This window comes from Alteromonas confluentis (assembly GCF_001757105.1).
Taxonomy (GTDB): Bacteria; Pseudomonadota; Gammaproteobacteria; order Enterobacterales; family Alteromonadaceae; genus Alteromonas; species Alteromonas confluentis.
The window spans coordinates 1-13,099 of the sequence record NZ_MDHN01000021.1 but is presented as its reverse complement, the minus strand read 5'-3'; the positions used below and the strand labels follow the sequence as shown (position 1 = coordinate 13,099).

11 protein-coding genes and 1 pseudogene are annotated in these 13,099 nt (G+C 40.9%); 11 read left to right on the top strand and 1 reads right to left on the bottom strand.

Annotated features, from left to right (window positions below):
- The first annotated feature begins 222 nt into the window (after positions 1 to 222).
- The 9 genes from BFC18_RS08965 to BFC18_RS08925 all read left to right on the top strand — a co-directional run bounded on the left by BFC18_RS08965 (position 223) and on the right by BFC18_RS08925 (position 9,977).
- On the top strand, positions 223 to 1,287 hold the full coding sequence (locus BFC18_RS08965; protein ID WP_070125220.1) for a Fic family protein: 1,065 nt from the start codon (positions 223 to 225) through the stop codon (positions 1,285 to 1,287).
- 353 nt (positions 1,288 to 1,640) lie between these two features.
- Positions 1,641 to 2,549 carry a hypothetical protein gene (locus BFC18_RS08960; protein ID WP_070125219.1) on the top strand — a complete coding sequence of 303 codons (909 nt, stop codon included), beginning with the start codon at positions 1,641 to 1,643 and terminating at the stop codon, positions 2,547 to 2,549.
- A 122-nt stretch (positions 2,550 to 2,671) separates the two neighbouring features.
- Positions 2,672 to 2,872, top strand: a complete 201-nt coding sequence (locus BFC18_RS08955; protein WP_070125218.1) for a helix-turn-helix transcriptional regulator — start codon at positions 2,672 to 2,674, stop codon at positions 2,870 to 2,872.
- Positions 2,865 to 3,353, top strand: coding sequence for a helix-turn-helix domain-containing protein (locus tag BFC18_RS08950; RefSeq protein ID WP_070125217.1), 489 nt, complete (start codon positions 2,865 to 2,867; stop codon positions 3,351 to 3,353). The genes BFC18_RS08955 and BFC18_RS08950 overlap by 8 nt, the downstream gene beginning before the upstream one ends.
- On the top strand, positions 3,343 to 4,443 hold the full coding sequence (locus BFC18_RS08945) for a tyrosine-type recombinase/integrase (protein WP_070125216.1): 1,101 nt from the start codon (positions 3,343 to 3,345) through the stop codon (positions 4,441 to 4,443). Before BFC18_RS08950 ends, BFC18_RS08945 begins: the two co-directional genes overlap by 11 nt.
- Positions 4,444 to 4,608: 165 nt before the next feature.
- On the top strand, positions 4,609 to 5,175 hold the full coding sequence (locus tag BFC18_RS08940; protein WP_070125215.1) for a recombinase family protein: 567 nt from the start codon (positions 4,609 to 4,611) through the stop codon (positions 5,173 to 5,175).
- Between the two features lie 100 nt (positions 5,176 to 5,275).
- Positions 5,276 to 7,159 (top strand): ATP-dependent nuclease, encoded by a 1,884-nt coding sequence (locus BFC18_RS08935; RefSeq protein ID WP_070125214.1) that lies wholly within the window; start codon positions 5,276 to 5,278, stop codon positions 7,157 to 7,159.
- A complete protein-coding gene (locus BFC18_RS08930) occupies positions 7,156 to 8,997 on the top strand; it encodes a UvrD-helicase domain-containing protein (RefSeq protein WP_070125213.1) in 1,842 nt (613 codons plus the stop codon). Before BFC18_RS08935 ends, BFC18_RS08930 begins: the two co-directional genes overlap by 4 nt.
- A 71-nt stretch (positions 8,998 to 9,068) precedes the next feature.
- A complete protein-coding gene (locus tag BFC18_RS08925; protein ID WP_070125212.1) occupies positions 9,069 to 9,977 on the top strand; it encodes a hypothetical protein in 909 nt (302 codons plus the stop codon).
- 102 nt (positions 9,978 to 10,079) lie between these two features.
- Here the strand turns inward: BFC18_RS08925 and BFC18_RS08920 are convergent.
- Positions 10,080 to 10,706: pseudogene (locus BFC18_RS08920) on the bottom strand (tyrosine-type recombinase/integrase); the annotation flags it as partial.
- A gap of 92 nt (positions 10,707 to 10,798) precedes the next feature.
- Between BFC18_RS08920 and istA the strand changes: the two are divergent.
- Both istA and istB read left to right on the top strand, forming a co-directional pair.
- Entirely contained in the window at positions 10,799 to 12,292 is a 1,494-nt protein-coding gene (gene istA / locus BFC18_RS08915) for an IS21 family transposase (RefSeq protein ID WP_070125211.1), read from the top strand.
- Positions 12,289 to 13,038, top strand: a complete 750-nt coding sequence (istB, locus tag BFC18_RS08910; protein WP_070125210.1) for an IS21-like element helper ATPase IstB — start codon at positions 12,289 to 12,291, stop codon at positions 13,036 to 13,038. The genes istA and istB overlap by 4 nt, the downstream gene beginning before the upstream one ends.
- Positions 13,039 to 13,099: the final 61 nt, after the last annotated feature.

Below are 13,099 nucleotides of genomic sequence, written 5' to 3'. Positions count from 1 at the left end.
ATTAAGTTTTCGAAGCGATGGCGCTATGGCGTAAGGTTTTAGAGCCATGATTGAAGCTTTAAGTGGTATTTGGGTTCAGCTCAGTGATAAGAGTTGAGCCCAGTCCAACTTATTACATCTCAGAATTATTGTTTTTTGAGAAAGTGAGTGACAATCTTCTCAAAAAGTGTAATTTTTGAGAAGTAATGTAAAGTCATGCTCAAAAGCCAAAGATATTGAACAATGGAAAAATTGCTCGCACCTCTGCCTCCTCAAATAGACCTAGAGACACCATCAGTCCTGAAAGCACTTATCGCTGCGCATCGTCACTTAGCAGAGCTAAAAGGCGTTGCTAAAACTATTCCGAATGAAGGTATGCTCATTTCGACGCTAGCACTGCAAGAAGCGCAAAGTAGCTCTGCAATTGAAAATATCATTACGACGCAGGATCAGCTTTATAAATACCAACTTCATAGTGACAAGGTTGATCCCGTTACGAAAGAGGTTGCTTTTTATGCTCAGGCCTTACATCTGGGATATAAAGAGGTCGTGAAGGTTGAAGCGCTGACGCTGAACACCATTATTGAAATGCAGGAAGTACTGGAAGGGAACCGCGCGGGTTTGCGTAAAACACCTGGCACAATATTGAAGAATGAACTGACGGGGGAGGTTGTCTTTCAGCCACCATCACCTGATCGGCTGCTGGCGTATATGACAGGGCTTGAGCAGTTTATTAATCACGAGCAATCTCTTGATCCGCTTGTCTGTATGGCGCTAATTCATCATCAATTTGAAACGATCCATCCGTTTTACGATGGGAATGGTCGAACAGGGCGGATTATTAATATCCTGTATTTAGTTCTCAGTGGCTTATTGGACACGCCGATCTTATATCTCAGCCGCTATATCAATCATACAAAAGATCAATATTACAGCTTGCTGCAAACTGTTCGGGATACAAATGAATGGGAAGCGTGGATTTTATATATTCTAAAAGCCGTTTCTGTAACGGCAAAACATACAACGGCTGTGGTTGAAGCTATCGGTGATTTGCTGATTGAGCAAAAGCAACATATACGCACTAACCACAAGTTTTATAGCCAGGATCTCATGAATAGCTTATTCAGTCATCCTTATACAAAAGTGGCCTTTATAGAAGAAGCCTTGGGTGTATCGAGAGCGACTGCAACGCGTTACCTTGATGCTCTATGTAACGGAACGCTGAGCAAGCATAGGCTCGGGCGTGAAAGCTACTACGTGAACGATGCCTTAGTTGCACTGTTGTTTGAGTTGCCACCGATTGAGTGAAATGAACGTTAAAATACGCTAAGTCATTGATTTTATTGTTCTAAGGATAAAGAAAAAGGCGCCCTAGGACGTCTTTAAACTTTGAATTGGTGGGCTGGCGCAAGTTGAACTAACTTGCTAAGTAATTGTTGTTAAACGTTTATTATCAACTTGATTTATGTCTGTGTACCCTTCGATGTACCCATTGTTTGGTCTTATCGGCATTTTTTTCTAAGTTACCATTTATTTCTGCCATAATTCCGCACTCTGCAGTTCGGCTGTTTATCGCTCGTGCCCTGGTATCTAGCATTAACGCTACGATTGCCGTAGTTCGCTACAGACGGGCGGTGTAGTAGCCTTCGATAAGGTTTTTCATGAGTAAATTATTAAAATTAAAAAAATATCTCCCTCTTACTGATGCGACTAATTATTTGTCCACCGTCTTAGAGGAGCAGGTTTCATTGGCAGACTTATATGAGCTTGCATTAGATGGCCATTTGGCAATCTCAATTCGCTTTCCTGAGCAGACTTTCGCTACGGAAACAAATCTGGTTTCAGATAAAGATTCAGAAGCCAGACAAACTAAGGCGGAGACTGTTCTACCGACTAACACTGAAAAACGGATTCACTACATCAGTGGAACCTATGACCTAGCGATGCTTGGGTTAGAGAAGTATGAAATCAGGAAGCTTCACCAGCGGGAAACCGATGGCCCAGTTCCAACGCTAGCTGAAATGAACGGTTACTTTATCAAAGACGAAGGTAACGTATATCAATTACTAGATTCTCTTCCTGTATCTAAAAGCGAGGAGATGCAAAATGCTGTTGAGACAGAACTTGAGGCCCTGCTGATATCTAAGGGAACTTCTGTTCAAAGTTTGCTCGACAATCCTAGTGCTATATTTGAGCAATTCGATAGTGAAGAGATTGAACAAGTTATGGGACTTCTCAATCCTTTCGAAGTCGAGCAGGATGGTACTTATCTGCTTTCATTAGAAGATACCAATCATCAATTTGTTGTTAGACGTGAGGAACTAGATCGGTTTGTAACCGAGTTGGAAAAACCGTCCCAGTCAGGCGAGAGCGGTGACACTAAACTTTATCCTATAGAGAAAAGAACCCATCTTAATATGATTAGAGTTTTACTAAATGAGTTGAAAATCGACCCTGCACAACGAGGCGTTTCGTCCTCGATACTCCATATGTACCAACTCATGGGAGTAGATATAACTGACAATACTATCCGAAAAGTTTTAAAAGAAATTGTGGATATTTCTGCCTAAATCGACAATGCCTAGCTGTTAGCGAAAACGCAATTGCGTTTTTGCTTTCCGCAATTGCGTTTTTGCCCCCGCCTTTACTCATAACCTCTTGGACATCTTTTAACGAACCAAGAGGTTTTTTTATGTCTCATAAAATCATGCGGTTACCAGAAGTCATCCAGATGACTGGTTTATCGCGAAGCACAATCTATTTACGCATGGGTAAGGGAAGCTTTCCTCAAACCATTTCACTTGGTGAGCGTGCAGTCGGATGGCTACTCAGCGATATTGAAGCATGGCTAGATGCTCGCGTTGTTGCATCCAAGGCGGTTGACCATGTCTAGACGTAACACTCCCAGCCGAATAAAAAGTAATCGTAATTATACGGTTATTGATGTCAGTGAAACGCTCGGCGTTCATCCTAAGACAGTCCGCAATTGGATTCGTGTTGGTCTGCCAGTTGTAGATTCAAAACGTCCACTGTTGATAAATGGTGCAGATCTGAAAGTTCATTTTAAGCAGAAGCGTAGTGCGATCAGATTCAACGTTGCTAAGCATGAAATGAGCTGCTTTCGATGTCAGGGTGCTATGAAACCTAACATTGAATCTGTTCAGTTTATTGAGCAGCCTGCAGGAATGGCTCTCATGAAAGGTGTCTGTAATGAATGCGGATGTCGAATGAATAAGTATGTCTCTTGGCGAGATGTTCATGAAATCTGGCTAGAACTCAAGGGTAAATTACCGATAGCACAAAAACACATAATCCTAAGAGATCAGAACCTCTCAAATTATCCTTTCAGCGGAGTTTCCAGTGATGAAAAATAATAGTACAAATAATGCTCGAATTATCTATGAATTTACTAAGTATCTGAAGGAAGCTAAGCGACTGGATGACTCGACGATAGATGGTGCACTCAAATCGATTAATCGATTTGAGGAATTCACTGGATACATCGATTTTAGGAAGTTTCGGGCTAAGCATGCTATCGGCTTTAAGAAACACTTACTAAATAAAAAGTCCCTTGTTACAGGCGAAAAGCTGAGCAAGGCAACTGTACTCACAGCGACTCGTCATATGAAGATGTTCTTTCAATACTTGGTAACGCAAAAAGGTTATCGGGCTAAGATCAACTACAGTGATATTGAGTATTTCAACTTGTCTGAAAAAGACACCCGAATCGGTAACACGAAACGAAAAAGGAACGTTCCAAAGATAGAACAAGTTATGCAAGCTCTGGAAGGCATGCCCAGCTCTACGGCCATTGAACTGCGAGACAGAGCTTTACTGGCTTTTGTTATTCTTACGGGAGCAAGAGACGGTGCGGTAGCATCAGCTAAGATAAAGCATATTGATATCGAGGAGCAGAGCTTTTATCAGGATGCGAGAGATGTGAATACCAAGTTTAGCAAAACGTTTATAACTTTCTTTTTTCCAGTCGGTGAGCTTGCGTTAAACATTCTGAAAGATTGGATGGACTATTTAGTACTGGAGCTGGGATACAAACAAAACTCACCATTGTTCCCGAAAACAAAGCTAGCTCACAATGCTAATCAGCAATTTGAAGCAGTCGGTTTGCTGGAGGAACATTGGAGTAATGCTAACCCAATACGCAAAATATTTGGGCAAGCTTTTGAGGCCGCAGGGTTACCTTACTTTAATCCACATAGTTTCCGAAATACGTTGGTGCGGCTCGGAGAAAAGCTTTGTCGTACACCAGAAGAATTTAAAGCGTGGAGTCAGAACCTGGGGCATGAAAGTGTTCTCACCAGCTTCTACAGCTACGGAGATGTACCTGACTACAAACAAGCAGAGTTATTGCGGAAATTGGCTGAACCAGCGGAAGGAACTTCATCAGATATGGAAGAACAGTTCAGGCAATTTATGCAATTTCAACAAATGAAAAAAAGCGCGTAAGTTACCGAAGATTAGCCTTGTCTGACTGGTATCAATAAACATTCGTATATTGATACCAGTTTTTTTATGATTGAAAGGGTATCATTAAACTAAGGTTGTTGATTTGTGATACCAAAAGTATATGATACCTCAATAGTTGATACCAAAATTCAAAATGAGTAGCTAATGCGCATATTTGCCTATTGCCGAGTTTCAACAACAGAGCAAACGACCGAAAACCAAATCATAGCCATTCGTCAGAAAGGATATGAGGTTTTGGATTCTAGGGTTGTGAGCGAAACTGTATCTGGTTCTGTCGAGGCCATGAAACGAGAAAAATTCAAGATGCTTATCAACCATCAGATGGAAAAGGGAGATATGCTGGTGGTTTTAAAGTTAGACCGGTTGGGTCGGGACAATATCGATGTTCAAAGCACCATAAAATTACTCACTGAAAAAGGAGTGAAAGTAGTGTGCTTAGATTTACCTGTGGCAGATCTTTCAAGTGCTGAAGGTAAGCTGATGCTTCAAATGTTCTCTGCATTTGCTGAATTCGAGCGTAACCGTATTCGTGAAAGAACGAAGGAAGGTTTAGAGCGAGCGAAGGCTCATGGGAAAAAGCTTGGAAGACCTGTAGCAAAGGGAACCACAGTATCTGTACAAGATAAAAAGGCAGAAGGGCTCTCTCAATCGAAAACTGCTGAGGTGTTAGGATTAGGGATTGCCACAGTAAAAAGGCATTGGAACAAATAGGCACCATTTTCCAATGATGAAATATTTCACTAGCAATTGAAATGAAACCGTCTGCCCAATAGACTGTTTTTAATGTATTTTATTTTGACAGGGAATGTATATGTACTTAGCTAGCATGAAAGCTGAGAATTTTAGAGGCTTTGAATCGACCCAGGTCACATTCAACAAAGGCTTAAATATTTTAGTGGGTGAAAATGATGCAGGTAAAACAAGTCTAATCGATGCAATTAGATTAGTGTTGGATACTAATTCAGCTGATTGGGTAAGGATTAAATACTCAGATTTTAGATCCGGGACAACAAAGCTTAAAATAACTTTAAAGTTTTGCGAGCTGAGTATACGAGATTTAGGTGCATTCGCAGAATATCTTACGTTTGAAGAGACGGGAACTGGAACTGTTAAAACCGTTCTTTACATTACGCTAATCTCATCAATAAATGAATTTCAGAAGAATAATACCCAAGGTATACGTACAGAAATCAGAGCTGGGTCAGCTGAAGATGGCCCTCACATAGATAGAGACACACGACTGTATTTGTCTTCGACCTATCTCAAACCTCTAAGAGATGCTGAAAATGAGCTTTCTGCTGGGAGGATGTCACGGTTATCACAATTATTAAACAGTAAAGGTAGTATAGGTGGTAATCAGGTTGATATTGAACGCCTTATTACACTTATAGTCCAGGCCAATCAATCAATAAAGGCGGATACATCAATATCGAGCGTACAATCTAGTGTAGAAAGGCTCTTAAAACAAATTACATTTAAGGAAACATCATTCAGACCCGTTATTGATATGCTAGGTAGCAAAAATTTCGACGATATGAGTACTGCGGAGAAAAACTTGGCGTTTAAAGCAGTGGTAGAGCGATTGAGTCTTGGATTAAATGAAACCGGATTATCTCATGGATTAGGTTACAGCAACCTACTGTTTATGGCTGCGGAGTTGACGCTTCTAACTCAAGCCGGTGATAGCTTTTCTCTTCTGTTAATTGAAGAACCAGAAGCCCACCTTCACCCTCAGTTGCAGATGAAATTCATGCAATACCTCGTTGAAACGCAAAAAGATTTACAATGCATTTTATCAACACACAGCCCTAACTTAGCTTCAAAAGCCTCTCTTGATAACTTAATTTTAATGAACAAAGGTCAGTGTTTTCCATTAAAAAAAGGGAAAACTTTATTGGAAGATGATGACTATCCGTTTCTAGAAAAATTCCTCGATGTAAGTAAAGCAAATATGTTTTTTGCGAAGAGCGCTTTGCTAGTTGAAGGGGATGGTGAAAATATACTTTTACCTACGATTGCTAAACTTATTGAGCGTCCCCTTGAAAACTACGGAGTATCCATAGTAAATGTGGGTAATTTGGCCTATAAGCGATATGCAAAAATATATCGAAGAAGAAAATCTACTGGGAGATCATTTCCCATGAAAGTTGCGTGTATTACAGATCTGGATATTTGGCCGGATAAAGCAGATCAAAAGCATCCAAGTGGTGTGGGTTTTAAGACTAGAAGTTTTCCGGATCGAGGGAATGGTAAAAAAGGGAATTTAAATCGGTGGCTCAGTTATTATGACGATAAGCCAGATAAGCTAAAAGAAAGAAAAGATACAAAGCGTGAGCAAGACGGTGAAAATGTAAAAACTTTTATATCTGAAGAATGGACTTTTGAATACTGCCTAGCTAAATCAGGATTAGGGAAAGAACTTTATTTAGCATTAAAAGGCTCTGAGGAAGGGTTTGATAGTCTGCGAGAAGATGCTGAAGAAAAAGCTATTCAAATTTATAAAATGATTGAGAGCATGAGCTCTGGAAAAACAGAAACAACATATAAATTAGTTGATGTTTTGAACAAGGAGTTCGAAGGAAAGCCAATAGAACTTAGAAAAAGACTCCCGTCCTATATTGTAAGTGCAATCGAATATGTAACAGAACCGTTCGAAGAAACTGCGTCGTCACATGAAATAGAAGGTATTCAATGATTCCTTTTATTACCGATGATGATATTGATGAAGTTCAAGTTAAGACGGGCCTTATCTTTGATAACGAACGTCGGCAAGCTATTAAAAGTTATTCCGACATACAGGCGTGCCCTGGGAGTGGCAAGACAACACTTATCGCCGCAAAATTAATATTGCTCGCAAGAAATTGGCGAGATGAATCAAAAGGAATATGCGTACTTAGCCATACTAATGTCGCTAAAAATGAAATTATTCAAAGATTAGAGAAGAGTGAATCTGGTCGAAAGTTGTTATCTTATCCTCATTTCATAGGTACTATCCAAGAGTTTGTGAACCGATTTTTAGCAAAGCCCTTTTGTAGATCAAAAGGTATAGCAATTAAGCAGATTGATGATGATGCTTGTGTAAAATATATTGAAAAAAGATTGTCTTGGAAAACGAAGAGGTATCTAGAAGGAAAACCGAAGGCTAATATATCTGATTTACAAATCAGATACGTCGATGGTGATTTTGAAAAAATAATACCAGGATTCACTAAGCATTCTTCATCAGATAGCTATAAGTGCCTACTTTCAATAAAGGAATCCATGATTGATGATGGGATATTCTTTTTTAGAGAAATGTTTGAATATGCTCAAGCTTATTTGAAAGTTAATTCGGATGTCATTTTAGCTATTCGTTCAAGATTTCCTTTGGCTCTCGTGGATGAGATGCAAGACACTTCACTCATTCAAGATGAAATACTTAACAAGATTTTTTTATATGAAGGAAGTTTATTTCAGCGTTTTGGTGATGCTGATCAAGCAATATTTTTAGGTGATGATGAAAATAGTAATAGCTATAACACATCTAAGTTAAAAGTTATTAATACTAGTCACAGATTTAATTCAAGTGTTGCTCTACTTGCAACTAGATTAAGTACTAATAGAATATCGCTAGTTTCTACTCAGGCTGATGCTACATGCCAGCCTCATACAATATTTATTGTAGACGAAAGTAGTCGAAGAAAAGTTTTAAAGGAGTTTGCAATTTTATGTAGTAGTCTCCCTATTGATAATGAACTCGCTTTTAAGGCCGTAGGTGGGGTAGGTAAAGCAAAAAAAGACGGACTGACTCTTCAGCATTACTTCCCTACCTTTGATAAAGGTAATTCAAATAAACATTTTAAACCTAAAAAGTTAATAGGATACTTTAGACTCGCAAAAGAGTTTAAAAGTTGCACATCGTCTGGCTATAAAATTATCTTGGAGGGTATAAGCCGCCTTTTATCTTTAGCTGGATATAATTATTTGTCAGTATCTGATTTAAGAGAAATCATAAGAGATAGTAAAGAAAAATTTAGCGTTAATGAAAAGATAATAGTTATTCTGATTTCAGATCTTAATGATGAAGCTTCGTGGTATAAAAATTCTTTGGAATTGTTGAGGCTTATTGGCTTGAAAGAATGGGAGACTGAAGTTACTGATTACATTTCTTTCTCCCCTTCAAGCCCTGAATTAAGTAATGAAATTGAAATTAATAATTCTTTCGTTGAGGTAGTCAATGATCGAGATGTTGTTATTGAAATTGATACTATTCATTCCGTCAAGGGAGAAACACATTCAGCAACTTTATTGTTAGAGACAAAGTATTATCAATATGATATTCATCAAGTTCTCGATAATATAGTAGGTTTAAAAAGCGAGTTACCGAAAGGTGCCAGGAAGAAAAAGTTTATGAAACAAATTTATGTTGCGATGACTAGGCCAAAGTATTTGATTGGTATTACTGTCGATAATTCTCGCATCACTTCGACTCAGAAAGAAGCTGCTGTGATGAACGGCTGGAGGATTGTAGATCTGACTGAAGCGGATACTTGAAAATGGATATATTATTTGGTGTTGTTGGATATATACTCAATTCAGCGTGCTTTTATTAGGAAGAATTTTTTATGACACCTGAAGAATGGTGGAAGAACTTTGCCCTGAATAGAGAAATAGATACGTCCGGCACCTTTATTTATAATGCAGTTAGAGCGTTGGAAGAGATGGAATCATTTCAACACTCTGTTGATACTTTTGAAGTTCTATATGGATTATCTGTCGGCATTGAGAGGCTAGCTAAGATTGCTATTATATTGGTAGAGCATACATCACAAGCAGATATTGAAAAACTTGAACAGAGCTTAATTTCACATAATACTCTAGCATTAGTTGAGAGAGTATCATCTCAGAGGGAACTGAAAATCAATGCGCAGGGTAAAGAGTTTCTTTCTCTCTTAACTAACTTTTATAAAAAACATAGGTATGATCGTTTTTCTTTTTCAAGTATATCTAATATTGAAAAAGAAAAATTTGCTTATCTAAAATTTTTAGATAAACACCTTGGTTCCTCTTTAAGCGCATCTGGTGACTTTGATCCAATTCCCAATAACGATAGGATTCGAAAATTTACGGGTCGAGTCGTGCTAAAAATCATAACTGAATTGTATAATGTTATTAGAAATGAAGCTCGTCGACTTAACATATATACTCCAGAAGTAAGAGGTGATTCTAAAGCTTTAAAGGTTTTTTATGGTAAACGCTTAGATTTGATTGATGAGCGATATGTCAGAAAAGAAATATTACTTTATCTTATTAGTAAGAAAGCAGGTGGAAATCATTACGAGCTTATAAAATCAATTGAAGCATTGGAATTAGATCAAGGGTTCATGCCAGAGTATATACAAGCTCTTTTAAACGATAGAAAAGTTACTTACGTGTCCGATCAAATTGACGATATTTATTTTGATATTGATGATGTCAAACGCCGTATTGAATTTCTTGATATTATAGACTGTGCACACCTTTCTTATAAGTAACTCGTTAGTTAAAGCGTTAGTAGGACATATTTTGTAAATTATATTTTTTATTTTATCGCATTTTACAATTCTTATTATTAAGCCCTTATATAATAATTGAATCTAAATGGCATTCTTAAGGTGAGTTATGCATGTTACAGAAAAGTTCCCCTTTGCGGCTTTGTGTATGTACCCACTCCACCAAGTCATCATTGGTCTTCGACGCTCAAGATAATCAGTTCTGTTGTAAGCACTACGTACTTGGTTATCATCTACATGTGCTAGCGCTGACTCAATCAAGTCGCGGTCAAAACCTTGCTCATTGAGCGTCGTACTTGCCAGAGAGCGAAGGCCATGACTGACTAAGCGACCGGCGAAGCCCATGCGTTTAAGTGCCATATTTGCAGTCTGGCTGTTGCACGGCTTTTTAGGATCGCGGTCAGAAGGGAATATAAACTCACGATGGCCGCTAATAGGCTTCATGACTTCAAGTAGAGCCAGCATTTGGTCGGTGAGGGGAATACGGTGGTCTCTGCGCTTCTTCATTCGCTCTGCAGGGATCGTCCAGACCCGACTCTCCCAATCAATCTCTTTCCAGCTTGCGCCAGATGCTTCGCTAGGGCGTGTCATGGTATGAAGTTGCCATTCGATTAGGCAACGAGTCGTTCTCTTGATACTAGCATTCGCTATTGCAGCCATGAGTTCCGGCAGTTCTGCAGGCTTAAGTGCAGCCATGTTCTCTTTCTGGGGTATAGAGCGACAATTAACTTGAACGGTTGAGCGACAACTATCTTGACCGGTTGTTCTGTTAAGGTTCGACACGACAATTCGAGGAGAATGGCGTGTCGGGAACTCACATCACAGAAAAACAAGTCAGGTTATATATGAAGTTTCGAAAGGATTTCACGCAGGAAGTTGCCGCCAGCAAAGCGAACATTTCTGTCAGTTCCGCCAGACGCATAGAGAACGGCCGTCACCAACCTAAAAAAGCCCACCGTCATTGGCGCACCCGGCCCGATCCCCTTGAGGCAGTCTGGGAGAGTATTGTTATCCCCCTTCTGAAGCAAGATAAGCTAATTACGCCAGTGGGCGTATTTGATTATTTGTGTGATTCGCATAGCGATCAGTTTCCTACCTCAGCGCGACGTACACTTGAGCGCAGAATTAAGAAGTGGCGACAATTACACGGTGGTGCTCAGGACGTAATGTTCTTACAGCACCACGAGTCAGGTTTATTGGGTATTTGCGACTTCACGCATGTTAAGTCTCCGGTCACTATCGGGCATGAGCCGTGTAAGCACATGTTGTTCAACTATCGCCTGGCCGCCAGTGGCTGGCACTACAGTCATGTAATTTATGGTGGTGAGAGCTTCGCTGCCTTCTCTGATGGGTTACAGAATGCCTTCAGAGCCAGTGGCGGCGTCCCCAAGGAAGTCCGCACCGACAGCTTGAGTGCAGCGTACCGGAATCATGATGATGCCGGTAAATTTACAGAACGGTATGCTTCACTGATGGCACATTATGGTTTTACCGGCACACGCAATAACACCGGTGTCGCGCATGAAAATGGCGTCATCGAGTCCAGTAATCGCCATATTAAAGCGCAGCTTGAGCAGGCGCTGCGCATTCGTGGCTCGTATGACTTTAATTGTCGCGACGATTATGAAGACTTTATCCGGCAATTAGTGGCGAGACGAAACAAACGCATTAATACGGCATTTATTAAAGAGCAGCGACAATTACAGCCACTGCCGCCGGCGGGCAGCGTCAATTACTCAACCGAATATGTGCGCGTCTCGCGCACCAGTACCATCAGCATTAAACGCGTCACTTATACCGTGCCTTCGCGTCTGGTAGGCAGTCGCCTGCGGGTGCAAGTGTATGATGACCGCTTAGCTCTATATCTCGGTCATGAGCTGACCTACACCTTAGAGCGGGTATATACCACGGGCACCGCGCGTAAACGCAGCGTCAATTACAAACACGTTATTGATGCGTTAGTAAAAAAGCCTCAGGCCTTCCGGTGTTCACAGTGGCGGGATGAGTTATTACCTAATGAGGATTACCGGAGTATCTGGCAGTACGCTAATGGCAATATGAAGGCTGATGATGCCTGTCGCTATATCGTCAGAGTACTTCACCTCGCGAGCAAGGGGGATAATGAAGTCAGGCTGGGTCGCTTCATTATGCAGCAACTGAATAGCGGCCGGTTACCCAGCTTGTTCGACTGTCAGGAACGCTTCCAACAGCAACCTCGCCACATCCCCCAGCTTCAGGTGGGGCAACACCCGTTAAAGCTGTATAGCCTGTTATTACAGGGAGGGAGGCAGACATGACTAATACAGCATCCCTGCCACTCATGCTCAAGAGCCTGCGACTGAGTGAGTTCAGGCTCCACTGGGAGAGCCTGGCTGAAAAGGCATTGCATGAACAATGGCGGCCAGAGCACTACTTAAGTGAGTTGTGCCACATGGAGTTGTCGAGCCGGACAGACAAGCGTCAATTACGTTATCTGAAAGAATCCAATCTGCCATCAGGCAAGCATGTTGGTGGGTTCGATTTTAATGTCATTGAAGGTCTCACCAAAGCCCGCCTCCATGAACTGGCGGATAACCATGAGTGGGTAAAACACGCCACCAATCTGCTGCTGTTCGGCGCAAGCGGTGTCGGTAAAACCCATCTGGCCAGTGCATTGGGCTACAGCCTGATAGAAGCCGGAACCCGCGTAAAGTTCTATGCGGCCACCGCGTTAGTGCAACATCTGCAGGAGGCAAAACAGCACCTCAAACTCCAGGACGCACTGAACAAACTGGATAAATACCAGGTGCTTATCATTGACGATATCGGCTACGTGAAAAAGACAGAGCAAGAAACCAGTGTGCTGTTCGAACTCATTGCTCACCGGTATGAAAGGTTCAGCCTCATCATCACCTCCAATCAATCGTTCGAAGACTGGGATGCACTGTTTACTGATACCACCATGACAGTCGCAGCCATCGACAGGCTCGTGCATCACTCACACATCATTCAATTAGAGGGAGAAAGCTACCGCAGAAAAGCAGCAATAAAACAGGAAGAATAACTCAGCGACAACCGGTCAAGTTAATTGACGCCAGACCGGTCAAGATAGTTGACGTTCTATA

Coding starts and splice junctions, on each gene's coding strand:
- BFC18_RS08930 (WP_070125213.1), top strand. CDS start 7,156: ATGATTCCTTTTATTACCGATGATGATATTGATGAAGTTCAAGTTAAG.
- BFC18_RS08965 (WP_070125220.1), top strand. CDS start 223: ATGGAAAAATTGCTCGCACCTCTGCCTCCTCAAATAGACCTAGAGACA.
- BFC18_RS08940 (WP_070125215.1), top strand. CDS start 4,609: ATGCGCATATTTGCCTATTGCCGAGTTTCAACAACAGAGCAAACGACC.
- BFC18_RS08960 (WP_070125219.1), top strand. CDS start 1,641: ATGAGTAAATTATTAAAATTAAAAAAATATCTCCCTCTTACTGATGCG.
- BFC18_RS08955 (WP_070125218.1), top strand. CDS start 2,672: ATGTCTCATAAAATCATGCGGTTACCAGAAGTCATCCAGATGACTGGT.
- istB (WP_070125210.1), top strand. CDS start 12,289: ATGACTAATACAGCATCCCTGCCACTCATGCTCAAGAGCCTGCGACTG.
- BFC18_RS08935 (WP_070125214.1), top strand. CDS start 5,276: ATGTACTTAGCTAGCATGAAAGCTGAGAATTTTAGAGGCTTTGAATCG.
- BFC18_RS08950 (WP_070125217.1), top strand. CDS start 2,865: ATGTCTAGACGTAACACTCCCAGCCGAATAAAAAGTAATCGTAATTAT.
- BFC18_RS08925 (WP_070125212.1), top strand. CDS start 9,069: ATGACACCTGAAGAATGGTGGAAGAACTTTGCCCTGAATAGAGAAATA.
- BFC18_RS08945 (WP_070125216.1), top strand. CDS start 3,343: ATGAAAAATAATAGTACAAATAATGCTCGAATTATCTATGAATTTACT.